Origin of the sequence: Corynebacterium sp. HMSC058E07 (genome assembly GCF_001809885.1) — a bacterium.
Taxonomy (GTDB): domain Bacteria; phylum Actinomycetota; class Actinomycetes; order Mycobacteriales; family Mycobacteriaceae; genus Corynebacterium; species Corynebacterium macclintockiae.
Map to the genome: position 1 here is coordinate 59,553 of NZ_KV799267.1, position 26,193 is coordinate 85,745.

Annotated in this window: 18 protein-coding genes and 2 tRNA genes; 19 read left to right on the forward strand and 1 reads right to left on the reverse strand. The window is 61.2% G+C overall.

All coding sequences use genetic code 11. The annotated features are described in order from the left end of the window. Positions 1-48: 48 nt before the first annotated feature. From HMPREF2678_RS03050 to HMPREF2678_RS03115, 14 genes are all read left to right on the forward strand, one after another. Positions 49-122 (forward strand) — tRNA-Met (locus tag HMPREF2678_RS03050). A gap of 277 nt (positions 123-399) precedes the next feature. Continuing rightward, positions 400-472 (forward strand) — tRNA-Trp (locus HMPREF2678_RS03055). Between the two features lie 40 nt (positions 473-512). Then, entirely contained in the window at positions 513-857 is a 345-nt protein-coding gene (secE, locus tag HMPREF2678_RS03060) for a preprotein translocase subunit SecE (RefSeq protein ID WP_034972589.1), read from the forward strand. A gap of 84 nt (positions 858-941) precedes the next feature. Continuing rightward, complete coding sequence (gene nusG, locus HMPREF2678_RS03065; protein WP_070550865.1) at positions 942-1,862, forward strand: transcription termination/antitermination protein NusG; 921 nt, start codon at positions 942-944, stop codon at positions 1,860-1,862. Between the two features lie 221 nt (positions 1,863-2,083). Beyond that, the gene (gene rplK / locus HMPREF2678_RS03070; RefSeq protein ID WP_034971050.1) at positions 2,084-2,524 is read left to right on the forward strand and encodes a 50S ribosomal protein L11; all 441 of its coding nucleotides are present in this window, start codon (positions 2,084-2,086) and stop codon (positions 2,522-2,524) included. A 74-nt stretch (positions 2,525-2,598) separates the two neighbouring features. Further along, the gene (gene rplA, locus HMPREF2678_RS03075; protein WP_070550835.1) at positions 2,599-3,309 is read left to right on the forward strand and encodes a 50S ribosomal protein L1; all 711 of its coding nucleotides are present in this window, start codon (positions 2,599-2,601) and stop codon (positions 3,307-3,309) included. 241 nt (positions 3,310-3,550) lie between these two features. Beyond that, positions 3,551-4,576, forward strand: a complete 1,026-nt coding sequence (locus HMPREF2678_RS03080; RefSeq protein ID WP_034972587.1) for a DNA cytosine methyltransferase — start codon at positions 3,551-3,553, stop codon at positions 4,574-4,576. Further along, positions 4,573-5,457, forward strand: coding sequence for an NgoMIV family type II restriction endonuclease (locus HMPREF2678_RS03085; protein WP_070550837.1), 885 nt, complete (start codon positions 4,573-4,575; stop codon positions 5,455-5,457). Before HMPREF2678_RS03080 ends, HMPREF2678_RS03085 begins: the two co-directional genes overlap by 4 nt. Before the next feature lie 150 nt (positions 5,458-5,607). Next, on the forward strand, positions 5,608-7,461 hold the full coding sequence (locus tag HMPREF2678_RS03090; protein WP_051892050.1) for a TIGR03773 family transporter-associated surface protein: 1,854 nt from the start codon (positions 5,608-5,610) through the stop codon (positions 7,459-7,461). A gap of 2 nt (positions 7,462-7,463) precedes the next feature. Then, entirely contained in the window at positions 7,464-9,029 is a 1,566-nt protein-coding gene (locus tag HMPREF2678_RS03095) for an anchored repeat ABC transporter, substrate-binding protein (protein ID WP_246817866.1), read from the forward strand. A gap of 104 nt (positions 9,030-9,133) precedes the next feature. Beyond that, positions 9,134-10,204, forward strand: coding sequence for a choice-of-anchor M domain-containing protein (locus tag HMPREF2678_RS03100; protein ID WP_237744167.1), 1,071 nt, complete (start codon positions 9,134-9,136; stop codon positions 10,202-10,204). Continuing rightward, complete coding sequence (locus HMPREF2678_RS03105) at positions 10,201-10,920, forward strand: anchored repeat-type ABC transporter ATP-binding subunit (RefSeq protein ID WP_070550839.1); 720 nt, start codon at positions 10,201-10,203, stop codon at positions 10,918-10,920. The genes HMPREF2678_RS03100 and HMPREF2678_RS03105 overlap by 4 nt, the downstream gene beginning before the upstream one ends. Then, positions 10,917-11,804: an anchored repeat-type ABC transporter permease subunit gene (locus HMPREF2678_RS03110; RefSeq protein ID WP_034971054.1), complete on the forward strand. Its 888-nt coding sequence runs from the start codon at positions 10,917-10,919 to the stop codon at positions 11,802-11,804. Before HMPREF2678_RS03105 ends, HMPREF2678_RS03110 begins: the two co-directional genes overlap by 4 nt. After that, positions 11,788-14,499, forward strand: a complete 2,712-nt coding sequence (locus HMPREF2678_RS03115) for a choice-of-anchor M domain-containing protein (RefSeq protein ID WP_070550841.1) — start codon at positions 11,788-11,790, stop codon at positions 14,497-14,499. The genes HMPREF2678_RS03110 and HMPREF2678_RS03115 overlap by 17 nt, the downstream gene beginning before the upstream one ends. A 26-nt stretch (positions 14,500-14,525) precedes the next feature. Here the strand turns inward: HMPREF2678_RS03115 and HMPREF2678_RS03120 are convergent, their stop codons facing one another. Beyond that, positions 14,526-15,455 carry an esterase/lipase family protein gene (locus HMPREF2678_RS03120; RefSeq protein WP_043012340.1) on the reverse strand — a complete coding sequence of 310 codons (930 nt, stop codon included), beginning with the start codon at positions 15,453-15,455 and terminating at the stop codon, positions 14,526-14,528. A gap of 467 nt (positions 15,456-15,922) precedes the next feature. Here HMPREF2678_RS03120 and rplJ point away from each other — a divergent pair, with 467 nt between their 5' ends. The 5 genes from rplJ to HMPREF2678_RS03145 all read left to right on the forward strand — a co-directional run bounded on the left by rplJ (position 15,923) and on the right by HMPREF2678_RS03145 (position 26,120). After that, positions 15,923-16,438 carry a 50S ribosomal protein L10 gene (gene rplJ, locus HMPREF2678_RS03125; protein WP_034971057.1) on the forward strand — a complete coding sequence of 172 codons (516 nt, stop codon included), beginning with the start codon at positions 15,923-15,925 and terminating at the stop codon, positions 16,436-16,438. A gap of 94 nt (positions 16,439-16,532) precedes the next feature. Further along, the gene (gene rplL, locus HMPREF2678_RS03130) at positions 16,533-16,919 is read left to right on the forward strand and encodes a 50S ribosomal protein L7/L12 (RefSeq protein ID WP_005292020.1); all 387 of its coding nucleotides are present in this window, start codon (positions 16,533-16,535) and stop codon (positions 16,917-16,919) included. 177 nt (positions 16,920-17,096) lie between these two features. Beyond that, positions 17,097-18,143, forward strand: a complete 1,047-nt coding sequence (locus HMPREF2678_RS03135) for a cell envelope lipid trafficking protein PgfA (RefSeq protein WP_230580194.1) — start codon at positions 17,097-17,099, stop codon at positions 18,141-18,143. 358 nt (positions 18,144-18,501) lie between these two features. After that, complete coding sequence (locus HMPREF2678_RS03140; RefSeq protein WP_034971303.1) at positions 18,502-22,014, forward strand: DNA-directed RNA polymerase subunit beta; 3,513 nt, start codon at positions 18,502-18,504, stop codon at positions 22,012-22,014. A 134-nt stretch (positions 22,015-22,148) separates the two neighbouring features. Further along, complete coding sequence (locus HMPREF2678_RS03145) at positions 22,149-26,120, forward strand: DNA-directed RNA polymerase subunit beta' (RefSeq protein WP_034992717.1); 3,972 nt, start codon at positions 22,149-22,151, stop codon at positions 26,118-26,120. Positions 26,121-26,193 lie beyond the last annotated feature (73 nt).

Here is a 26,193-nt window from a genome sequence, read left to right on the forward strand (position 1 = left end):
CGACGTTAGACACAGACCGTTGACGGTCCGTAGGAAAGTGGCGTCGATGGCGGTGTAGCTCAGCTGGTTAGAGCGCACGACTCATAATCGTGAGGTCGAGGGATCGAGTCCCTCCACCGCTACAAACTAGAAACAAAACCACCCGGTGATCAAAGTCACCGGGTGGTTTTGTGTTTGCTCCCCCTAGCCCCGCCCCCTTTAGCTCCAGTCCCCTTAGCCCCAGCGCCCGCACCCCATTTGGTTGCGCACTCGTAACCCTGCTATTGTTTTGGAACGTTGCACTGACTGCATGGCGCAGGAAGGAACGAACCCGGATAACGGGGTCAACTTCGGCGCTCGCAGCATGTTGCTTCACCTATGTTGATCTGGTCGCGTACACTCGTGAATCAGAACTTCGATAGGGGCGTGGCTCAATTGGCAGAGCAGCGGTCTCCAAAACCGCAGGTTGCAGGTTCAAGTCCTGTCGCCCCTGCACGATCTTCCTTGTAGGTACCTTTAAGGAGAACTCAGACGTGAGCGACGAGAGCAAAAAGACCGCAGCCGGCGATTCCGGCAAGGGCGGCAGCCTTCGTCCGTCCGGTAAGCGCCAGGTAGCCGGCGAGGCCACGACGTCCCGCGCGGTTGCAAACTCCAGCTCCAAGGCGCCGGAGGTTGTTAAGACCAGGAAGAACCCCTTTAGCGCCATTGCGGATTACATCCGCGGCGTGATCTCCGAGATGGGCAAGGTTATCTGGCCCACTGGCCGCGAGATGGTGAACTACACCATCATCGTGCTGCTGTTCCTCATCTTCGTATGCGCCCTCGTTGCAGGTACTGACTGGGCCGCTAGCTGGGGCTTGCAGCAGATCATGCGCTAACGTGTTACACTAGCGAACATCAATTCTTACACCGCCTTCGCCGCCCGGCGATAGGCGGATTTTTAATGGATGGAGGGTGCTTCCATGACCGAAGAAAACCAGAACAACGAGGCCGTCAGCGCAGAGAGTCTTGCTGCGGCCGCGCAAGAAGACGTACAGCAGGCTGTTGCTGAGGCGCACCAGGACGTTGCGGGCGCTGAGGCTGAGGGCGTCACTAGTAACGACGCCGCAGCCCCCGCTACAGAAGGGGCTGAAGAAACAGCGACGGCTGAGGGTGCCGAGGCCTCCGAGGGCGGCGAGGGCAACGAGGCAGAGAAGTCTGCCGAGGATGCGGCGATGGAGGCGTACAAGACGCGCCTGCGCCAGTTCATGCGCCAGCTGAAGAAGCTGCCGGGCGACTGGTACATCATCCAGTGCTACTCCGGCTACGAGAACAAGGTGAAGACCAACCTGGAGATGCGCGCGCAGACCCTGGGAGTGGACGAGCAGATCCACGAGGTCGTTGTGCCGATCGAAGAGGTTGTGGAGCTGCGCGACGGCAAGCGCAAGATCGTCAAGCGCAAGCTGCTGCCGGGCTACGTGCTGGTGCGTATGTCTCTGGAGGACGCTTCGTGGTCCGTCGTTCGCGATACCCCTGGTGTGACCAGCTTCGTTGGCAACGAAGGCAAGCCGACCCCGGTGAAGATCCGCGAGGTTGCGAAGTTCCTGCTGCCGCCGGAGACCGCGAAGCCGCAGGAGACCGAGGATGGCGAAGAGGTTCCGGCAACCGGCGTGGACGTTTCCTCTACCGGTGTGGCCCCCCCGCCGAAGCCGGCCAGCGAGCAGGTTGTGGTGGACTACGAGGAAGGCGAGTCCGTCACCATCCTGTCCGGTCCTTTCGCTTCCGTCTCTGCAACCATCAGCGAGATCGATACCGAGAACAACCGACTGAAGGCCATGGTCTCCATCTTCGGCCGTGAGACCCCGGTTGAGCTGGAATTTGATCAGGTAGAGAAGCTGAACTAGAGTTATGCAGGTTGTCTGCGGGTTTAGCTCGCAGATCGACAGGCAAGTTTTACATCCTCCGGTGGCCGGTGAAACTCCGGCATCCGGTCGACGCGATAAACCCCGTGCTGGCCATCAATTGGCGCGGGAACGGGCGTAACTTTCCCCATGCGGAACCTTGCGGTTTCAACAAGGGTATAGGGTGCTGCGGATCGCGTTGATAACAGAAAGAAGGTTTAAAGATGGCAAAGAAGAAGGTCACTGGCCTCATTAAGCTGCAGATCCAGGCAGGTCAGGCTACCCCGGCACCGCCGGTTGGCCCGGCTCTGGGTGCTCACGGTGTGAACATCGTTGAGTTCACCAAGGCCTACAACGCTGCTACCGAGTCCCAGCGCGGCAACATCGTGCCGGTGGAAATCACCGTCTACGAAGACCGTTCCTTCGACTTCAAGCTGAAGACCCCGCCGGCAGCCAAGCTGCTGCTGAAGGCTGCGGGTATTCAGAAGGGCTCCGGCGTTCCGCACACCGACAAGGTCGGCTCCGTTACTTGGGATCAGTGCAAGGAGATTGCAACCACCAAGAAGGAAGACCTGAACGCCAACGACATTGAGGCCGGTGCAGCCATCATCGCTGGTACTGCACGTTCCATGGGCATCACTGTCAAGGACGCTCCGCAGAAGTAATTATCACTGACCGTGGTAAGGCTACTTGCTTCGCCTGCACCACAACTCCAACAACTCTTTAGATTGGAATAACCATGAGCAAGACCTCTAAGGCATACCGCGCGGCAGCGGAGAAGATCGACGCTGGCCGCCTGTACACCCCGATGGCAGCCGCCAAGGTTGTCAAGGAGACCTCCTCCAAGAACTTCGACGCTACCGTTGATGTTGCTATCCGCCTGGGCGTTGACCCGCGCAAGGCTGATCAGCTGGTTCGCGGCACCGTTTCCCTGCCGAACGGCACGGGTAAGCAGGTTCGCGTTGTCGTCTTCGCTGAGGGCCCGAACGCTACCGCTGCTGAGGAAGCTGGCGCGGACGTCGTTGGCACCGCAGAGCTGATCGAGAAGATCCAGGGCGGCTGGACCGACTTCGACGCTGCTATCGCTACCCCGGACCAGATGGCCAAGGTTGGTCGCGTGGCTCGCGTGCTGGGTCCCCGTGGCCTGATGCCGAACCCGAAGACCGGTACCGTCACCACTGACGTTGCCAGGGCTGTCTCCGAGATCAAGGGCGGTAAGATCTCCTTCCGCGTTGACAAGGCTGCTAACCTGCACGCCATCCTGGGCAAGGCTTCCTTCACTGAGAAGCAGCTGGCTGAGAACTACGGCGCTCTGATCGACGAGCTGCTGCGTCTGAAGCCTTCCTCCGCTAAGGGCCGTTACTTCAAGAAGGTCACCATGGCCTCCACCAACGGCCCGGGTGTTCCGGTGGACAACACCATCGTGAAGGACTTCACTGAAGAGGCTTAAGTTTCTTAGCCTCGAGTCCTTCTGGGCTTTGCACCCTCGCTACTTCTGGGTAGTGAGGGTGTTTTTATTTTTGGATGTCCTGGCATGGCGGGAAGTATCTGCATCGAAAGAGTATATCGACTAGGTGTTCTATTACAGACGCCCTTTTGTTTCGATTGATGGTCATTTGTGCAGGTCAAGTTAGTCGATGATTGGTTTTGAGGTTTCGGGCAGTGTCGCTGCGTCATGGTATGTTCAATCCATGCAGATACCGCTTACTTCGGTTGAGATTTGCGCTGGCGCTGGAGGCCAAGCGCTTGGTTTAGAGGCTGCCGGATTTATGCATCGTGCGGTGGTCGAACTCGATGGGCATGCCGTATCCACACTGCGGGCAAATCGTCCAGGATGGAACATTGTTCATGGAGACGTGCAAGATTTCGACATTGAGCCGTACGCAGATGATCTTGATCTGTTGGCGGGGGGTGTTCCATGCCCGCCTTTCTCGATTGCCGGTAAGCAGCTTGGGCAGGATGATGAGAGGGATCTGTTTCCGAGGGCGCTAGAGTTGACTGCGCAGTCGCGTCCGAAGGCGCTCATGTTGGAGAATGTTCGGGGGTTGGCGCAACCTAGATTTGCTCGCTATAGAAATGAACTAGTCACTGAGTTGGAAGAGCTGGGTTACCGTACCTTCTGGGAGGTTGTTACAGCAGCAGATTTTGGAGTCCCGCAGCTACGCCCTCGCTTCGTGCTGGTTGCTTTGAGGGAGCCCTTTGCGGACTACTTTGCCTGGCCTGAGCCTCTGGGTGTGCGAGTAACCGTGGGTGAGGCGCTCCATTCGCTTATGGCTGAGAATGGGTGGCCGGGTGCGGATGCATGGGCAAAGCGGGCAAACGATATTGGGCCAACGCTCGTTGGTGGCTCAAAGAAGCATGGCGGTCCAGATGTCGGTCCATCGCGCGCTCGTGAAGGCTGGAAACGACTTGGTGTCAGGGGTACAAGCATTGCTCACGAGGCGCCGGGGCCGGATTTCCCTGTCGGGAATGGTGCAGAAATGCCACGGCTTACTGTTCGGATGGGGGCTGTGATTCAAGGATTCCCCTCTGATTGGAAGTGGGAAGGTGGCAAGACAGCAGCGTGGAAGCAAGTGGGCAATGCTTTTCCGCCGCCAGTAGCGCAAGCGATTGGTGATCGCATTGCGGCGGCTTTGCGGCAGGAGTTGTTAAGTGGAATGGTTCCAGCGGAACCGGTGGTTCCAGAAATGAGTCTCTTGGAAGGGGCAGGGTTGTGAGTAACTCTGAATCGCTAATAACCCAGGCTCGCAAAGAGCTGCATCGAGAGTTGATCGATGAGGGCATTTTAACCATTGCTGATTCAGCAAAAGGGAGGGTTGCTTCAAACGCGGACAGTAGTAGTAATGCGTCGCGAGAGACTGCGATTCATCTAGCTGATCAGCTGGGTGCGAGCGTTGCCCGGAAGAGGGCGGGGCAGTCTATGGGTGCAGGCTTCGAGCATGCGGTGGCTCGTTTTATCGAGAGTACTTTCACGCATATGCAGTCGGTGCGTCCGGGTCGATGGGAGGTTCAGAATGTTGGAAGCTCTCGGCGGCGTGATCATCTGTTTCTCTGTGAGCCGTACTCTCACCTGGCGGACCTGGCCGAATTGGTGCGCAGGTATCCGGAATTGGGTGCTGCCCTCGGTAATAGCTATTCGATCTCTCCTGACATTCTGGTCCTGCGTGAGCCGGTGACAGACGATGAGATTAATGAGGGGGAGCTTCTGGTAGATGGCAATTCTGGTCTTGGCTCTCCTGTACGGGCGAGTAACCGCGAGAATCCTTCCAAGATTGTTCATGCTGTTGTGTCTTGCAAATGGACGATGCGGAGCGACCGAGCGCAGAACACCCGGGCGGAAGCTTTGAACCTGATTGAACATCGTAAGGCGCGTGCGCCACATATTGTTGCGGTGACGGGGGAGCCTTTGGTGACAAGAATCGCCAGTTTGGCTTTAGGTACTGGTGATATTGATATGACTTACCACTTCGCGCTCCCGGAGCTTATGAAAGCAGTGGAGGCGGTTGGGAGTGACGACACGTGCGAGCTGTTGCATACGCTAATTGCTGGCGACCGCCTTCGGGATATCTCCGACCTTCCCTTGGATATGTCGGTTTAACCATGGGGGTCCATCCCCCTCTGACAGGGTCGAACGACGGGGTGGAGTGGCGGGTGGGGCAGTAGTCCACCTACTGTTTGAAAACGATTGCCGGTTCACTATAGTTCTTAATGAAAACTAGCCCCATTGGATCTTTAAGGACTTATTCTGGTGCCCGCTTCACCCCTCACAGCTTGTGATCAACGCGGCCATGGCAATGCCCGCCGCCCCGTCGCAGTCCTCGCAGCCGCTTTCCTGACCGCCTTCACCGCGTTCTTCGGTATTGGGGACCTGGGCTTGCAGAGCCTGCCCCAAGCGAAGGCTGATTCTGTCACGCTAGATAAGGGGCATATTGACGCCTTCCACGTCACCTCCTCCGGTTCCGGCAACCTCAAGTTGGATCTGACCGAGGACACCACGGGCTCCCACGTTGCGCGGGATCCGAACAACGTCACCCTCAAAGTCGGCGCAGAGGCATACGAGCCCCGCACTGAGGGCGTTTCAGAGGTCGGAGTGCCGACCTACTTCCTGCCGCAGACCCAGAACCCGAGCCTCATCTGGCCGGGCTGGGACACGCAGGGCGTCGCACCGCACTACAGCGACGTCAAGATCAACTTCAACCGCGTGTGCGGCCCCGGTCGCGTTTTCATGTGGAGCCAGTCCTTCAATGGCGGGGCGACCCCGCTGCTCTCCGACGGGGTAGAGGTAAAGTCCGGCAACAGCATCCCCCAGTCTTACCCGGCCCACGTCCACGCCAACTGGGGCTTCGAGCGCCCCGGTCGCTACTCCATGCAGGTGCAGGCCACCGCAGGAGATGCGAAGTCGGAAGTGAAGACCTACACCTGGGTCGTCGACAAGTCCGATAAGGATTCCCAGGCGGATGCGCCTGCTAAGGGCGCAACCCAGTGTGGCGACGAGGACGCAGCCGGAGGCGGCGGTTCTGGAGCCTCTGACGGTGCGACTGGAGACACTTCCGGTGGCGCGTCCACTGGTACGACCGGTACGACCGGCACGACCGGTGGTGCTAGTGGCACCGCTACGGGCACCAGCGGCAAGGCTGGCAAGTCGGGCAAGGCATCGTCTTTTGCGTCGACCAAGGCCAGCTCTACGGCCAGCTCCACCTCTGGTGGCTCTGGTAAGAGCGGCGCCAGCCAGGGTGCATCCGGGCAGGGCAACGCCACCTGCACGAAGGGCGAGCCCGCCCTGCGTCCGTTGATCAAGGATGATCGCCAGCAGCCAGCGAAGTGGACCAAGCCCGGTGCGCTGAACTTCGGCCTGGGCTCTGCGGCAAAAACGAATCTGCCGCAGGCCCTCGGGCCGGTCGGCGCTGGCACCGCATGGATGATCGGCGCAACCCAGACCAACGGTGTGCCGTGGGTGGGTGTGAACACCATGCACCCGGATTTGCTGGCCAACACGCAGGGTGATGTCACCTTCGCGCTGACCTCCTTCAGCGGCCCGGGCAGCATGTACGTTTTCGAACAGGGCAACCTCGGCCAGGTCGTGGGCAAGGAATGGTTCAAGGCCAGCGGTGGAAACGCGTCTGGCGCTCACGTCGTCCCGCGCAACTCGCACGTTCACCCGAACTGGGTCTTCTCCAAGCCCGGCACGTACAAGGTAGGCATCACCCAGACCGCCACCACGAAGCAGGGCAAGAAGATCAGTGCTCCTGCCACCCTGACCTTCACCGTCGGGGGCAGCGGCAACGCTAACAGCGGGCACTTCGACTTCGGTGCGGACATCACCACCGACGGTGACTGCGCGTCCGGTGCTGCCGGTGCCGCGGGTGGCGCTGCAGGTGGGGGCGCGGCTGGTGGCGATGCTGGCAGCGCTGCCAACGCCGACGGCTCCCTGGCCGATACTGGTTCCACGTCCGCGATGCTGGCTCTGGCCATTGCTGGCGCGGGCCTGATCGCCCTCGGCGCCGGTGTGATGTACATGTTGCGCACGAATGCTATGTCTGCGGAGTCTGTGGCTGCTCTTCGGTCGATGACGCCCTCTCGTTCCAAAGGCCCCAAGTTCTAAGAATGGGGCACGCAGTTTCATCTCTTAAGGGGGCTACAAAGCCACTGTGCGCCAACGTCAGCGCAGTGCTGCTTGTCGCCGGCCTGGCCGGATGCACGGTCGCAGACGGTGCAAGCCTGCCGAGCCGTGACGATGGGATCACGGATATCGTGGCCTCCACCCCGATTGTCGCCGATTTGGCGCGCCACGTCGCCGGGGATGCGGCGCGCGTGACCTCGCTGATCCCGAACACTGCGGATCCGCACACCTATGAGCTCACGCTGCGCGACGTGCGCAACCTGGCCAACGCGGACGTGGCCTTCAACAACGGACTGCTGTTGGAGCAGCAGTCCGTGCTGCGCACCATGGACAATGGCGTGCTCCCCGGGGTAGAGGTCGTATCCCTCGCTGATGTTGCTGCAAACCATGGTGCGACGGTCATTCCCCTGGTGGAGAATCTGGCGCTTGATTCGGTCTGGTTGGGCATCCGCGCCCAGGGAATCGGTGCCCGGCACGGCGGATCGTCCCACTCCGAGATGCACCTGAGCGTCACGGACGTGGAGGGGCCGGGCGATGCCGCGGCCTATATCACCGGCACTTTCGGCCAGCCGGAGGTCTTCTTTAACTCCCGCGATGGCTTCGATGCCTCCCGCGGGTACGAGGGCGATACCGCCACGCTGCCGGTCGATGCGCATACCCACATGAGCTGGTTTTTCTCCAAACCCGGCACGTACACCCTGCACCTCCGCGCGTCTTTGGTGCCGGATGTGGGCAAACCACCAGAGCACATTGCGGATCAGACCGTGCGCTTCAATGTGGGCACGGAGGACGGGGCGTCCAAAAAGATAGACAGTGGGCACTACGACATCGCGGTGAACGCCGACGACAACAGCATCAACATCGTTGGCGACGGCGGCACCTTCGACCCCCAGAAAGCCGTGGTCAGCGTGCCTAACCGAACGCTGCAGCCGATCCCGGGCGACCCTAACTACCGTTTCCTGGGCAATGCGGGGGACGAAACCTACCTGCTGCCGCAGGCGGTGCTGGGCAAACACGTCCACGGTGAGCTTGACCCGCACCTGTGGCACAACGCCAAGAACGCGATGGCCTACGTGAAGGTCATCCGTGACAAGCTCATCGGCGTGGATCCGGATCACGCCGCGGAGTATCAGCAGAACGCGCAGAACTACCTGGACGAGCTCGGCCGCCTCGACCGCGAGGTCAAGGGCAAGATCGACACGATCCCCGAGCACCGCCGTCACTTGGTTACTGCCCATGACGGTTACGCCTATTTTGCGGACGCCTACGGCCTGGACATCGCAGGTTTCGTCACCCCGAACCCGGAGATGGAGCCGAGTGCACGGGATATCGTGACCCTCACGCGGACGCTGGAAAACCTCAAAGTCCCAGCGGTGTTTATCGAGCCGACCATGGCGGGCAGAACCCGCGAGCTGCAGCAGATCGCGGATCGGCTGGGAGTGAGCGTGTGCCAGATCCGCAGCGACACTTTGGATGAGAAGGCTCCGACGTACGTGGACCTGATGCGGACCAATGCCGAGTCGATGGCCGAGTGCCTAAGCAGCGCGTAGCCGGGGTGCTGGTGCTGACGGACAACCAACGTGGCTGCGCGGAAAACAGACGTTTCAAGAAGAACTTTAGAACCAAGCAATTAAAGGAAAACCACAATATGCGAATGACAAAGATCAGGAAGTCCTGCCTGGCTCCCACTGCGGCGGTGCTGCTGGCCGGGGGAGCGGTGGCAGCGGGCGCACCGGTAGTCGGACTGCCGGGCGTGGTGGCACCGGCTCGGGCACAGGCACAAGCACAGAGTCAGGGCCAGAGCCAGGAAGACCCGGCGCTGAAGCAGAACGTTAGCGACAAGGAAGAGCACATCCCCGCAGGTACGAAGCACGTGTTCGACCGCGGCCACGCGGATCTGGGCATGCGCCTGGATGGCGGAAAGCTGGACGTGCAGCTGCGGGACGACGCGCAGGAAAAGCCGGTGTGGCGCGTGCTGGACGACGTGGTCTTTGACGTGTCCGACAAGTCCAAGCAGCAGCTGCCCGCCGATGGCGGCTACGAGTTCACGGGTGCGCAGCCGGGCCAGGAGGTCTGGGTTCTGCCGCAGACCGAGGTTCAGGGCGTGCCGTGGCTGGGCTGGAACACGCAATCTCCGGCGCTGATCGCACAGGCCAGCCGAGGCGTGACCATGGAGTACCTCGGCCACCAGGGGCCGGGCCAGATGAGCATGTTCCTACAGGCCGGTGGCTTTGAGAAGCCCCAAGAGCTGTGGAACTCTGCCCAGCCGATCCCGCAGGAGCTGTGGGTAGACCTGAACACGCACACGCACGCGAACTGGGTTTTCACCGAGCCGGGTGTGCACCAGGTGGCTATGGGCGTGCGGGTGAAGATGAAGGATGGCTCCGAGAAGACCGTGACGAAGGTCCTGAAGTTCGCCGTGGGCGTGGACCCCGCGCAGGCGCAGAACGCCGCCTGGGAGGGTGAACTGCCGAAGGCCGGTGCAGCTGGTTCTTCTAGTGACGCCCGCAACGCCAACGGCAACAACGCCAACAACGCTGCAGATGCGGAGGGCAACAACTCCAACAGCGAGGATTCCCAGGGTGGATCCTCCGCCCTCCCGTGGATCCTCGTCGGCGTGGGCGCGGTCGTCCTCGCTGTGCTGGTCTTTGGCTTCCTTTCCCTACGCAAGGGCGCCAAGGAGCGTAAGCGCATCGAGGACGAACTGTGGGGTCAGCTGAAGTGACCGCACTGCAGATAGCGGATCTGAATGTTCGGCTGGCTGGGCGGCAGATCCTCACCGACGTGAACCTCGAGGCGCGCCCCGCCGAGCTGATTGGTTTGCTGGGACCCAACGGCGCGGGCAAGACCACCCTAATGCGCAGCATCCTGGGCCTCATCCCGCGCACCAAGGGCAGCATCAAGGCTGCGAGCGTGGGCTACGTTCCCCAGCGCCACGAGTTTGCGTGGGACTATCCAATCGACGTGCGCCACACGGTGCTCAATGGCCGGGCGGGCAGCATCGGGCCGTTCCGACGGTCGCGCCGGGCGGACTTCGCTGCCACGGCGCATGCACTGAAGCGCGTGAACCTGCAGCACTTGGCGGATCGCCCCATCGGGCAGCTGTCCGGTGGCCAGAGGCAGCGCGTTTTGGTGGCTCGCGCCCTGGCGGTGGAGCCGACCCTGCTCCTTCTGGACGAGCCTTTCACCGGCATGGATTTCCCCAGCATCGAAGCGCTGGTGGAGATTCTGCGTTCGCTGGCCGCCGACGGCATGAGCATCCTCATGGTCACCCACGACCTGGCGCAGGCCGTCGACGTATGTGATCGCCTCGTTCTGCTGAACGGTCGCGTCGTGGCCGACGGCGCGCCGGGGGAGCTGCGCAGCCCGGAACCGTGGATGGAGACCTTCGACGTCCACTCAGATTCGCCTCTGCTGCGGGGAGTGGGGTTGGCGCAGTGATTTCTTTCTCCCAGTTCCTGGCTGACCTCAGCAACCCCGCCCTGGCCTTCCTGCCGAAGGCGCTGCTGGTGGCGGTTCTTTCCGCCCTGGTCTGTGGCGTGATTGGCACGCACGTGGTGCTCCGCGGCATGGCTTTCATCGGCGATGCTGTCGCGCATGCCGTGTTCCCCGGCCTGGCCATTGCCTTTGCCCTGCAGTTCTCGGTGATCGCCGGCGGTGCGGTGGCCGGTGCCGTGGTGGCTCTTCTAATCGCCCTGTTTTCGCAGCGCAGGCGCGTGAAGGAGGACACCGTCATCGGTATTTTCTTCGCCGCGGCCTTTGCCCTCGGCCTGGTCGTGATCTCTAAGGTGCAGGGCTATACCGCTAGCCTGAATAGCTTCCTCTTTGGCTCTATCACGGGTGTGTCGAACTCCGACATCATCTTCAGCGCCGTCGTGGGTGCGATCGTGATCCTGGCTGTGGCGGCGCTGCACAAGGAGATCGTGGCTGTTTCCGTCGACCGCGAGACCGCTGCCGCCATGGGGATCCGCGTGTTGTTGATCGACATTGTGCTGTATCTGGCCGTCACCGCCGCTGTGGTGATGTCGGTGCGCACGGTCGGCAACATCCTGGTTCTCGCGCTGCTCATCACTCCGGCCGCGACCGCGCGGCTGTGGACGGACCGCCTGGTCGTCATGATGAGCCTCAGCGCCGTGATCGGCATGGTCGGTTCCTTCGTGGGTGTGTATGTCTCGTGGGCCATCGACGTTCCTACGGGCGCGACAATCGTCCTCGTCCTCACCGTTGTTTTCCTCTTCTCGTTCTTTGTGGCGACGCCAATTCGCGCCGCCAAGCAATCCAACAAACCCTCACAGGTGGTGGCTACTAATGCAGAACAAGCGTGATCCCAGACAGCAGCTCATCGCAGAGCTCAAGCGCAGTCAGAATAAGGCCGAACGGATGTTGCAGGCCTCCAAAGCGATGTTCGCAGTCCTCGGCGTGCTTGTGTTGACGGTGGCGTTTGGCGCCTGGGACGGGGCGTCACCACTATCCAGTGACCAGCGCAACGTAGACGTCTTGCAGCGCGCGCAGGCCACGCCAACAGGGCATAAGCCTGGTACGACCAGCGACGGGCCGACGGTGGGTAAGGACGTGAAGAACCCGGCCACCGGAAAGACGCACGTTTGTGCGGGCAGGAAGCTGCTGTACAACGCCCACGTGGATGCGATTTACGGAACGTATAACAAGGGCAAGCCGGACGTAATGGTGGTCGATGGGCAGCAGCCCGTGCCCGCCGATGACGTCTGCCTGCGACTGGCACCCGACGCGATCGACGGCAAGGAGGCCTCCCGCATCAAGGTGCCGAACAAGAAGGCGCTGTCCTTCCTAGGCAAGCCCGGCACGGTGCTGTGGCATGCCCCGCAGAACGCGGACTTCACTAACCAGTGGCGTCCGATCTGGGCGGGCCTGGGTGCTTTTGACTCGGCGCATGAGCTTAAAGTGCCGACGGACTTTGCGGAGCCAAACCTGCACTTTCACATGAAGAAGTTTTCCGGCCCCGGCGACATGGAGGTTTTCTTCCACAACTCTGGTACGCCTACCCCGGAGCGCGTGCTGTCCACCAAGGAAGGCCTGAAGAGCTACGACTATGAGGTCGGCGGGCACGGGCACTTCGGCTGGACGTTCTCTAAGCCGGGCCTGTATCAGCTGACGATGCAGTGGGACGTCAAGAAGAAGGACGGCTCCACCGTGAAGTCCGCAGCGCGCACCATCAACTGGCTGGTCGGTTCCGACAAGCAGGTCGGCCTGCCGGAGGGGACGACCACGGGGCTGAACAAGATCCAGGAGCCCATCGCGCCACTGGACCAGGGCAAGCCGGGCGATTCGGAGAAGCCGACGGATTCCGCTACTCCGAGCGACGCGGACTCCGGCGACGAGTCAGGTTCTACGGCGGCGACAGAGGGCGAAACCGATGGCGAGACTGGCGAGGCTGACGGCACAGACGGAACTGGCTCCACGGACGAGTCGACCGACACGACCGGAACCGAGGAGCCCGGCGAGTCCGGGGAGCCCTCTGAAACGGAATCAGCCCCGACCTGCGAGGCCCCGGCGGATATCCCCGATGAGGATGTGCGTAGCGAAGTCAACGATGCCTTCGGTGAGGGGCAGGGGACTGAGCGTGCCGTGATTCCCAAGGGCCACATGGACATGGGCGTGGGAACCTCGGACGAATCTGACGCGGATCCGCACACCTTCCTGAAGGACAGCGCCGATCCTGCGAATGTGCAGGAGCGCGAGTCCGGCAGCTTCATTTTCCTAGTCAACAGCCCGAAGGCCAAGGTTGGAGTCCCGCAGGATTACCAGGAGGAACTGGGGGAGACCGGGTATGCGCTTCCGCAGGCGCAACGTGAGAATCCTGATGTTCCGTGGCTGGGCTTTTCCACCGAGCACCTGAACTCGGCTCAGCAGGGCGTGGACGTGACCATCAAGGACTTCGAAGGTCCCGGTCGCATGGTGACCCTGTCGGACAATGGGCTGGGTAGTGTCAGCCTGCGACTGGATTCCGAGCATCGTGAGCACAAGGTCAGCTATGCGGTTGGAGCGCACGACCACCAGCAGTTCCTCTTCACCAAGCCGGGCGCGTACCGCGTAGTATTCCGCTACCAGGGCACCGCTGTGGACGGCAAGAAGTTCGATAAGGAGCTGGAGACCTTCTTCGTCATCAAGGATTCGTGCGGGGACGATACGGGCAATGGGAAGTCTGGCCTGGAGGAACTCCAGGAGCTGCAGAAGCACCTCGACAGCGAAAACGTCAAGATCGGCAAATACATGGACCAGATCGTCGGCGGGATCGAGGCGCTGCGGGGTAACCGTAAGGCTTCGCAGCAGCCTTCCACCGGCGGCAATTCCGGCGCATCGGCAGTAGGCGCCGCAAACGGTGGCGCCGCCAATGGCGCCTCTAACGGCGCCTCCAGCGGAACTAGCGGAACTAGCGGAACTAGCGGAACCAGCAATGGTGGCGGGGCCGTCAACGGCGGAAGCGCCAACTCGGGTGGTTCCTCTGCGGCACATGGCGCCGCATCAGATGCTGCGTCCGGTGGTGCTGCGTCTGATGGTGTTGCGTCTGATGGTGCGGTGTCCGGCGGTGCTTCCGGTGATGTTTCCGGCGGTGGGACCGGCGGAATTGTTGATGACGCCGCAGAGGCCGACGGTGCCGCAGACGTCGCCGGCGATGAAGCTGAAGGCGACGTCGGTGGCGGCGGTATTCGCCGCATCGACGCAGCCGCGCAGGCCGACCCGAACAACAGTGCAGTGGCGCACAGCGAGGATGCTCAGAACGTAGAGACGAAGAATACCGCCAGCGAGTCCTTCCTGGATACCCTCACTAGCGGCGGCTGGACGACCGGCTTCCTGCTGGGACTGGGTCTGATGGGTCTGCTGGGCGGAGCCCTCCTGTTCTTCGTGGCTGCCCGCAACATGCAGCGCGCCCACACTCTGCAGTTGCTGCAGGCCTACCGCGAGATCAGCCGTGATCGTGCGGAACAGGCCTACGCTGAGGGCGCTTATGCCGAGGACGGCTGGGAGGAAGGCCAGGCCTAGGCCCTGAGTGCTCAGGCCTTCCTCACTTAGGCCTTCCGGCCCCGCCGGCCGGGTACTCGGAACTCGCCCATCAACGGCAGCACCATGCTGCGCTTCAGCGGGTTGGCAGTGCGGTAGGCAGCCGGGCCGTCGTCGCCCGGCGCCAATGCCTCTAGGATCAGATCCACCACGCGTGGCGAATACAGCATCGCCAGGTGGCCGGACAGATCGAACGGGTTATCGTCCTGCACACTCAGGTTGCGCACCCGCGCACCGTCGCCGGCGACCATCACCTGCTTCAGTCGGGGCGTCGCAATACCGTCGTATTTTGCGGTGATCATCGTGTAATCGACCCCGGGCGTGGTATCCCCATCGCGGTTCAAGTGTTCACCGAACTCGCTGCCCACGCGCTGGTCGATCGCCGCACCGCCCAGGATCTTCTCCAGCGGCCCAGCGAGCTTGTTTCTCGGATCAACCCTTTCGGCCAGCGTCGAGACACCCGACAGGGTGGTCCCGTGATGCGCCGGCCCGACGCCGACAAGGCGATCCACCTTATTGCGCGCAATATCCGCGCGATCTGCTCCGCCGGAGTCAGACAGATACAGCCGCGCCTGCGCCACGCCCTGCGAGTGGCCGACCAGGTTCACCTTTTGCGCGCCGGTGCGTTCGATGACATCGTCGATAAAGCGTGCGACCTCCAGCTGCGATGAGCGTAAGAAGTTATTCGCGTACACGCCCGGCGCCTTACCCGTCAACGCGTCCCGATCCTTCCCGTAGTTCACGGCAAAAACCGGGTGACCGGCCGCAATGAGGTGCTTGGCCACGTAATCCCACGTGTTATATGCATTGAGCCACGTGCCGTGGATCAGTACGACCGGCGTTCTGCCTTCTAAAGGTGTGTCCCATTTATTGACGCCCTCCGGAAGTGGATTTTCGCGCCTCAGGCTGGAAAGGAATTTCGGGATGAATGCGTCCATGACCCCCAAGGGTAATCAAATCGCAGGGCCTAGTTTTGAATTCGAAAGAAATTGGGGCGTGAGGGGGCGTCGATAAAGAAAAACAGCGATTTGGAGAAGGGGTGAGGAGGGGTGTAACCTCCTTCGAGGAAGTTTGACTAGATCAACAACTAGATCAGAAACGTCAAGTTTTCACCGAAGACCGTCGGTCATCACCGCCCGCACAAACCCTCAGGGGGGAGCGTGGGCAGGAGATTGAAGGATCATCGTCATAGATGACGGCCCACGCAGGTAACACGATAGACGTTCGGATCGGATTCCAGCCCTAGAAAGCCGGGGATCCTACGAATGCGCCTTGTGCTTCTTGCGTAAAACGCCGGAAACGCAAGGCGCTTTGTCGTTTATGTACAGTGTTGCCCTTCAACAATGATCGTCGGTGGACGTACAGGTAGAACGTACACCGTAAACATCAGGAAGGAGGCGAGAGTATGGCTAATCCGAAGAACACCGCTTCGCTGGCAGAGCTGAAGGCACGCTTCGAGCAGGCACAGTCCACTCTGTTGACCGAGTACCGTGGCCTGTCCGTGGCTGAGACCACCGAGCTGCGTCGCGCTCTGGGTTCGGACGTTACCTACTCCGTCGCCAAGAACACCATGATCAAGCTGGCTGCTCGTGAAGCCGGCATTGAGCTTGATGAGTCCCTGCTGACCGGTCCGACCGCAATCGCATTCGTCCACGGCGAGGCCGTTGACGCTGCGAAGGCCATGAAGGACTTCAGCAAGGATCACAAGAACTTCGTGATCAAGGGTGGCTACATGGACGGTGCCACGATTGATGCAGCTCAGGTTGAGGCAATCGCCGAGCTGGACAATCGCGAAACCACGCTGGCCAAGCTGGCCGGTGCCATGCAGGGTTCCTTGGCAAAGGCCGCAGGCCTGTTCAACGCACCAGCATCCCAGGTTGCACGCCTGGCCGCTGCACTGCAGGAGAAGAAGGAACAGTAAGTTCCTTCCCCGAATACATAAGACATAAAACACTTTGCCGGCCGGGTCACCAACACTTTCTGACCCACCGGCGCAACTACGAAAGGATGCCATCATGGCTAAGCTCACCAAGGACGAGCTCATCGAGGCTTTCAAGGAAATGACCCTCATCGAACTGTCTGAGTTCGTTAAGGAATTCGAAGAGGTCTTCGACGTTACCGCTGCTGCTCCGGTTGCTGCTGTTGCAGCTGCTCCGGGCGCTGAGGGTGGCGCTGCTGCTGAGGAGAAGGACGAGTTCGACGTCGTTCTGGAGGACGCAGGCGCTAAGAAGATCGGCGTTATTAAGGTTGTCCGCGAGATCGTCTCCGGCCTGGGTCTGAAGGAGGCCAAGGAGCTGGTTGAGGGTGCTCCGAAGGCTCTGCTGGAGGGTGCTTCCAAGGACGACGCTGAGGCTGCTAAGACCAAGCTGGAAGAGGCTGGCGCAAAGGTCTCCCTCAAGTAAGATCGCCTTACTTTCCGCGCACAGCGGCCTAGTGCCGAATGCGCGGGCAAAGCATACCGCTGGAAATCACGTTCTGTGGCTTCCAGCGGTTTTTGTTGTCTTGCTACCCTGGGGTGAAGATTAGATGCCGGGTAGGGTCGGCATGAAAATTTTAAAGACATAGATGGTGGCATTGAAGTGACGAACGAAGACAGCTCCACGAAGGCTCCGATGAAGAGCTCTAACAAAGGTCTTTACCTATTGGGCGCTTTAGGTGCACTGATTGGTTGTGCGTTGATCACTGTGGGCGTCATGCTCCCGAAGGTCGTCGCGAACGACAAAGCGCTACCGCTAGATCTCGCCGCAACGACCATCACCCTCAAGGATCCGGCTGCGGTGATCGGCCCCAACTACCAGGGGCCTAAGGGGAAAGAGGACGTGACGGCGCCGGTTAACCGCCAGTTCAAGATCACCCTGGAAGAACCCGCCACCGAAGACGAGGCAAGTGCCCGCGTCGGCGTGAGTACCGCGCGGACGGATGTGAAGGACGATCTAGAATCCCTGCTGGATGCGCAGGTCTGGAGCTTTACCGTGGATCGCCGGACGGGTGAGGCGAAGGGGGACGCCAAGGTGTCTGACACGCCGGCTACCCCTGCGACCGACGGTGAGATCGCGGGTTACTGGGCCAAGTTCCCTCAGGGAACTGAGAAGCGTACTTACGACTACTTCGATATGACGCTGCGTCGTGCATTGCCTGCCGAATTCACCGGCACGCGCAATGTGACCACCGCCGAGGGCCGCGAGCATGAGCTGTACGTTTTCCGCCAGGAAATTCCGGCGACGTCGGTGGCTAAGGAGTACGCAGGCATCCGCAACACCATCACGGTGGAGGATGAGAACGGAAAGCCGCAGCGCGCACAGCTTTTCCACGAAGGGTGGCGCGAGCTGACGGTGGAGCCGAAGTCCGGCCTGCTGGTGAGCGTGGAAGAGGACGTGAAGGACACCTACCGCGATAGCTCTGGCAAGGACGTGGAAAACCTGCTCAAGTTCCACGGCAAGACCCCGCAGAGTGTAACGCAGTCCATGCTGAACCAGGCCATGGAAGTCAGCGGACAGCGCCACACCGATAAATGGGGGGTTGCATTGATCGTTGCGGGTGTTATTGTGGCAGCAGCATCCGTGGTGCTGGTCGTGTGGAAGACCGCTAAGCGGAGGGCGGAACGCAGGGCTCAGCGGAAGGCTTAATGATAAGCCGCGCAAAGGTTCTGGGAGGGGGCGACGGGAGGGGGGCGCTGGGACTGCGGAAGAAGCCTAGACAATTGGGCAGCCATGCTATAGGATAGTTCGTTGCGCTGGATTTACTTTGTTGAGTTATTTGCTTCAAAGGAACGACTACGGATCTTCGCAGAACCCATGCGAAGGTATTGCGCGTGATGCAGACTTTGCCAAAAGTGCCAAAAAGGCCATTTGACAAGGTCGTTTAGTCGTTTCTACGTGGCGGTGGCTCAGTGGGGGAAATCCAACTAAATCGACCATCACGAGACCGTACACACACAATCAAGACCGTGCACTACAGCTCCACCACGTAGTGCTGGCCGAGGTTGTGCTGGAAGGACCCATCTTGGCAGTCTCCCGCCAGACCAGCTCAGTGGCCGGAATTCCCGGAGCTCCGCAGCGACACAGCTTTGCGAAGATCGACGCTCCGATTGAGGTTCCAGGCCTTCTAGACCTCCAACGAGAGTCCTTCGCTTGGCTCGTCGGCACGCCCGAGTGGCGTGCCCGCGCCCAAGCCGAGGCAGGGGAGGATGTCCGCATCATGAGCGGACTCGAGGAGATTCTCGAGGAGCTTTCTCCGATCGAGGACTACTCCGAGAACATGTCCCTTACCCTGTCCGAGCCCCGCTTTGATGACGTGAAGTCCACCATCGACGAGGCTAAGGATAAGGACATCAACTACGCGGCACCGCTGTACGTGACCGCGGAATTCACCAACTCCATGTCTGGTGAAATTAAGTCCCAGACCGTATTCATCGGCGACTTCCCGATGATGACCGACAAGGGCACGTTCATCATCAACGGCACCGAGCGTGTCGTTGTTTCCCAGCTTGTTCGTTCCCCGGGTGTGTACTTCGACGCATCCATCGACGCTTCCACTGAGCGTCCGCTGCACTCCGTGAAGGTTATTCCTTCCCGCGGTGCATGGCTGGAGTTCGACGTGGACAAGCGCGACACCGTTGGTGTGCGTATCGACCGTAAGCGTCGCCAGCCCGTCACCGTGCTGCTGAAGGCGCTGGGTCTGACCACCCAGGAGATTACCGATCGCTTCGGTTTCTCCGAACTGATGATGTCCACCCTGGAAAAGGACGGTGTGGAGAACACCGACGAGGCACTGCTGGAGATTTACCGCAAGCAGCGCCCCGGTGAGTCCCCGACGCGCGATTCTGCCCAGGCTCTGCTGGAAAACTCCTTCTTCAAGGCAAAGCGTTACGACCTGGCTAAGGTCGGCCGTTACAAGATCAACCGCAAGCTCGGCCTCGGTGGTGACAACGATGGCACGATGATCCTGACTGAAGAGGACATCCTGACGACCATCGAGTACCTGGTGCGCCTGCACGCTGGCGAGAAGTCCATGACTTCCCCCGACGGCACCGAGATCCCGATCGATACCGACGACATCGACCACTTCGGCAACCGTCGTCTGCGTACCGTCGGCGAGCTGATCCAGAACCAGGTTCGCGTTGGCCTGTCCCGCATGGAGCGTGTCGTGCGCGAGCGCATGACCACACAGGATGCGGAGTCCATCACCCCGACCTCCCTGATCAACGTTCGCCCGGTTTCCGCGGCGATCCGCGAGTTCTTCGGCACCTCTCAGCTGTCGCAGTTCCTGGATCAGAACAACTCTCTGTCCGGCCTGACTCACAAGCGTCGCCTGTCCGCGCTGGGCCCGGGCGGCCTGTCCCGTGAGCGCGCCGGCCTGGAAGTCCGCGACGTTCACCCGTCTCACTACGGCCGCATGTGCCCGATTGAGACCCCGGAAGGTCCGAACATTGGTCTGATCGGTTCCCTTTCTTCCTACGCACGCGTGAACCCGTTCGGCTTTATCGAGACCCCGTACCGCAAGGTTGTGGACGGCCAGATCACCGATGAGGTCTACTACTTCACCGCCGACGAAGAGGACCGCCATGTGATCGCTCAGGCGAACACCCCGTTCGACGAGAATCACCGGTTCACCGAGGACCGCATTGAGGTTCGCCTGCGCGGTGGCGACGTGGAGGTCGTCCCGTACACCGAGGTGGACTACATGGACGTCTCGCCACGACAGATGGTTTCCGTGGCAACGGCTATGATTCCGTTCCTCGAGCACGACGATGCTAACCGTGCACTGATGGGTGCGAACATGCAGCGCCAGGCTGTGCCGCTGCTGCGCTCCGAGTCTCCTTACGTGGGCACCGGTATGGAGCTGCGCGCTGCCTACGATGCCGGCGATATGATCATCGCCCCGAAGGCCGGCGTGGTCGAGTACGTCTCCGCCGACTACATCACTGTCATGGACGACGAGGGCGTGCGCGATACCTTCATGCTGCGCAAGTTCGAGCGCACCAACCAGGGCACCTGCTACAACCAGAAGCCGCTGGTGGACGAGGGCGACCGTGTGGAGGCCGGCCAGGTTCTGGCCGACGGCCCGGGCACCGACAACGGCGAGATGGCACTGGGTAAGAACCTGCTGGTTGCCTTCATGCCGTGGGAAGGCCACAACTACGAGGACGCCATCATCCTGAACCAGCGCATGGTTGAGGAAGACGTTCTGACCTCGATCCACATCGAGGAGTACGAGATTGACGCCCGCGACACCAAGCTGGGCCCAGAGGAGATCACCCGCGACATTCCTAACGTGGGCGAGGACGTCCTGGCAGACCTCGACGACCGCGGTATTGTCCGCATCGGCGCTGACGTCCGCGACGGCGACATCCTAGTCGGTAAGGTCACCCCGAAGGGTGAAACCGAGCTGACTCCGGAAGAGCGCCTGCTGCGCGCCATCTTCGGTGAGAAGGCCCGCGAGGTTCGCGATACTTCCATGAAGGTTCCGCACGGCGAGACCGGTAAGGTCATCGGCGTTCGCGTGTTCTCCCGCGAGGACGACGACGATCTGGCCGCGGGCGTTAACGAAATGGTTCGCGTCTACGTCGCTCAGAAGCGCAAGATCCAGGACGGCGATAAGCTCGCCGGCCGCCACGGTAACAAGGGTGTCGTGGGCAAGATCCTGCCGCAGGAGGACATGCCGTTCCTGCCGGACGGTACCCCGATCGACATCATCCTGAACACCCACGGCGTGCCTCGCCGTATGAACATCGGTCAGGTCCTCGAGGTGCACCTGGGCTGGCTGGCTAAGGCCGGCTGGAAGGTTGATACCGAATCCCAGGATCCGAAGATCCAGAAGATGCTGGAGACCCTGCCGGAGGAGCTGTACGACGTTCCGGCGGACTCCCTGACCGCCACCCCGGTGTTCGACGGTGCTTCCAACGCCGAGCTGTCCGGCCTGCTGCGTTCTTCGCTGCCGAACCGCGACGGCGAGCGCCAGGTCGACGATTTCGGTAAGTCCAACCTGATCGATGGCCGTTCCGGCGAGCCCTTCCCGTACCCGGTTTCCGTGGGCTACATGTACATGCTGAAGCTCCACCACCTGGTCGACGAAAAGATCCACGCCCGTTCCACCGGCCCTTACTCCATGATTACCCAGCAGCCGCTGGGTGGTAAGGCACAGTTCGGTGGCCAGCGCTTCGGTGAGATGGAGGTGTGGGCAATGCAGGCATACGGTGCCGCCTACACCCTGCAGGAGCTTCTGACCATCAAGTCTGACGACGTGGTTGGCCGTGTGAAGGTATACGAGGCGATCGTGAAGGGCGAGAACATCCCGGATCCTGGTATTCCGGAGTCCTTCAAGGTCCTTCTGAAGGAGCTGCAGTCGCTTTGCTTGAACGTTGAGGTTCTGGCAGCCGACGGCACCCCGATGGAGCTGTCCTCCGACGATGACGATGAGCTGGAGAATGCTAACGCAGCTCTGGGCATCAACCTGTCCCGTGACGAGCGTCCGGATGCTGACATGGATGTCAGCTAGGGCGTTGACGACCCTAAACATCTGACTTTCGTACATTCGCCGTACTTTCGGCGCTTGAGCCCGACAAACAACACAGCTTCAAGCGCCGTAACTACCCAAAGCCCTCCGCCAAGAGGAGGGGAAAGGAAGTCCACGTGCTGGACGTCAACTTTTTCGATGAACTTCGCATCGGACTAGCGACCGCTGACGACATCCGTCGATGGTCCCGTGGCGAGGTCAAGAAGCCTGAGACCATTAACTACCGCACCCTGAAGCCGGAGAAGGATGGCCTGTTCTGCGAGCGCATTTTCGGCCCCACCCGCGACTGGGAGTGTGGCTGTGGCAAGTACAAGCGTGTGCGCTACAAGGGCATCATCTGTGAGCGCTGTGGCGTTGAGGTGACCAAGTCCAAGGTTCGCCGTGAGCGCATGGGACACATCGAGCTGGCCGCTCCCGTCACCCACATCTGGTACTTCAAGGGCGTGCCCTCTCGCCTGGGCTACCTGCTGGATCTGGCTCCGAAGGATCTGGAAAAGATCATCTACTTCGCTGCCAACATCATCACCTCCGTCGACGAGGAAGGTCGCCACAACGACCAGTCCACTCTCGAGGCAGAGATGTTGCTGGAGAAGAAGGAGGTCGAGCAGGAGCGCGACGCTGAGCTGGCCGACCGCGCCAAGGTACTTGAAGAGGACCTGGCTGAGCTCGAGGCCGCTGGTGCCAAGAACGATGCCAAGAAGAAGGTGCAGAACGCGGCTGACCGCGAGATGCGCCACATCCGCGAGCGCGCCGAGCGCGAAATCGACCGCCTGGACGAGATCTGGAACACCTTCGTCAAGCTGGCACCGAAGCAGATGATTGTGGATGAGAACATCTACAACGAGCTGGTCGACCGCTACGAGGACTACTTCACTGGCGGCATGGGTGCAGAGGCCATCCAGACCCTTATCCGCAGCTTCGACCTCGAGGCTGAGGCTGAGGTGCTGCGCGAGGTCATCCGCGACGGCAAGGGACAGAAGAAGCTGCGTGCTCTGAAGCGCCTGAAGGTCGTCGCAGCGTTCCTGCGTTCCGGCAACGACCCGGCCGGCATGGTGCTGGACTGCATTCCGGTGATCCCGCCGGAGTTGCGCCCCATGGTGCAGCTGGACGGTGGCCGCTTCGCGACCTCCGACCTGAACGACCTGTACCGTCGCGTGATCAACCGCAACAACCGCCTGAAGCGCATGCTGGACCTCGGCGCCCCCGAGATCATCGTGAACAACGAGAAGCGCATGCTGCAGGAATCCGTCGACGCGCTGTTCGACAACGGCCGTCGTGGCCGTCCGGTCACCGGCCCGGGCAACCGTCCGCTGAAGTCCCTGTCTGACCTGCTGAAGGGCAAGCAGGGCCGCTTCCGCCAGAACCTGCTGGGTAAGCGCGTGGACTACTCCGGTCGTTCCGTGATTATCGTTGGTCCGCAGCTGAAGCTGCACCAGTGTGGTCTGCCGAAGCTGATGGCTCTGGAGCTGTTCAAGCCATTCGTGATGAAGCGCCTGGTCGAGAAGTCCTACGCGCAGAACATCAAGTCCGCTAAGCGCATGGTGGAGCGCCAGCGCCCCGAGGTGTGGGACGTGCTGGAAGAGGCCATCGCCGAGCACCCGGTGATGCTGAACCGTGCACCTACGCTGCACCGCCTGGGTATCCAGGCCTTCGAGCCGATCCTGGTCGAGGGTAAGGCTATCCAGCTGCACCCGCTGGCCTGTGAGGCCTTCAACGCGGACTTCGACGGTGACCAGATGGCAGTCCACCTGCCGCTGAGCGCCGAGGCGCAGGCAGAGGCCCGCATCCTGATGCTGGCTTCCAACAACATTCTGTCCCCGGCCTCCGGTAAGCCACTGGCTATGCCGCGTCTGGACATGGTGACCGGCCTGTACTACCTGACCCTGCTGAAGAAGCCGGAAGAGTTCGGCGGTCAGGGTGCCTACACCCCGGCTACCGACGAGGCTCCCGCACAGGGCGTGTACTCCTCCCTGGCCGAGGCCATCATGGCTTACGACCGTGGCGTGCTGGGCCTGCAGGCTCCGATCCGCGTGCGCATCAACCACCTGCGCCCGACCGCGGAGATCGAGGCCGAGCGGTTCCCGGATGGTTGGCAGCGAGGCCAGACCTGGCTGGCGGAGACCACCCTGGGTCGCGTGCTGTTCAACGAGCTGCTGCCGTGGAACTACCCATACGTAGAGGGCGTCATGGCGAAGAAGCCACAGGCTACCGTCATTAACGACCTCGCGGCGAAGTACCCGATGATCACCGTGGCGCAGACGGTGGACAAGCTGAAGGATGCCGGCTTCTACTGGGCTACCCGCTCCGGCGTGACCATCACCATGCACGACGTGCTGGTGCTGCCGAACAAGCAGGAAGTTCTGGATAACTACGAGGCCAAGGCTCGAGTTATCGAGAAGAAGATGGCACGCGGCAAGATCAACGAGGCCGAGCGCTACCAGTCCCTGGTTGACCTGTGGAAGGAAGCTACCGACTTCGTGGGTCAGTCCGTCGAGGATCTGTACCCGGACGACAACCCGATTCCGATGATCGTGAAGTCGGGTGCTGCCGGTAACATGCGTCAGATCTGGACCCTGGCCGGCATGAAGGGTATGGTTACGAACTCCCGCGGTGAGTACATCACCCGCCCGATTAAGACCTCCTTCCGTGAAGGCCTGTCCGTGCTGGAGTACTTCAACAACTCCCACGGTTCCCGTAAGGGCCTGGCCGATACGGCTCTGCGTACCGCCGACTCGGGTTACCTGACCCGTCGTCTGGTGGACGTGGCGCAGGACGTCATCGTGCGCGAGGACGACTGTGGCACCAAGCAGGGTGCCATGATGTCCGTCGCTGTTCCGGTTCTGGATGGCGAGGGCAAGCCGACCGGTAACTACACTCCGGCAGACTTCGTCGAAACGTCTGTTCTGGGTCGTTACCTAGCTAGTGACGCCACCGACTCCGCAGGTACCGTTCTCATCGAAGAGGGCAAGGTCATCGATGAAGCCGGTTTGCAGAAGCTCATCGAAGCTGGCGTGGAGGAAGTCAAGGTCCGCTCCGTGATGACCTGTGCTACCAACACTGGCGTGTGCTCCACCTGTTACGGCCGTTCCATGGCGACCGGCAAGAAGGTGGAGATCGGCGAGGCCGTCGGCATCGTCGCCGCTCAGTCCATTGGTGAGCCGGGTACCCAGCTGACCATGCGTACGTTCCACCTGGGTGGTGTCGGTGGCGACATTACCGGTGGTCTGCCGCGTGTTCAGGAGCTGTTCGAGGCTCGTGTTCCGAAGGCCAAGTCCCCGATCGCTTCGGTGGACGGCAAGGTTCGCATCGAGGACGACGACAACTTCTTCACCCTCACCATCGAGCCGGATGACGGCTCCGATGATGTGGTGTACGAGAAGCTGTCCAAGCGCCAGGGTCTGGCAACGCTGGGCACCGGTGGCGTGGAGCGTCCGATCCGCGATGGCGACCACGTGAAGATGGGACAGCAGTTGCTGAAGGGTGCCGCGGATCCGCACGAGGTTCTGCGCGTGCTCGGCCGCCGTGGCGTGCAGCAGCACCTGATCAACGAGGTCCAGAAGGTCTACCGCGATCAGGGTGTGGCCATCCACGACAAGCACATCGAGATCATCGTGCGCCAGATGCTGCGCCGCGTGACCGTCATCGACTCCGGCTCGACCGAGTTCCTGCCGGGCTCCCTGGTGGATCACGCCGACGCGGTGGCTGCGTCCAAGGAGGCCGTCAAGACCGGCGGCCGTCCGGTGGAGGTTCGCGCCGAGATCATGGGTATCACGAAGGCCTCCCTGGCTACCGAGTCCTGGCTGTCCGCCGCCTCGTTCCAGGAGACCACCCGTGTGCTCACGGACGCTGCCATCAACAAGCGTTCCGACAAGCTGATCGGTCTGAAGGAGAACGTGATCATCGGTAAGCTGATCCCGGCTGGTACGGGTATCTCCCGCTACCGCAACATCACCGTGGAGCCGACCGAGGAGGCCCGTGCAGCGGCGTACTCCCTGCCGTCCTCCTTCGGGGATGGCTTCTACGCCGACGACAACTACGGCGAGTTCACCGGCGCTGCCGTGCCGCTGGACGACATGGATCTGATGTAGCCCATTAAGATCCCCGGACTGGCTGCCCTGTGGGTTTGCCGGTTCACCATTTAAGCGGGCGCTTCCCTTCGAA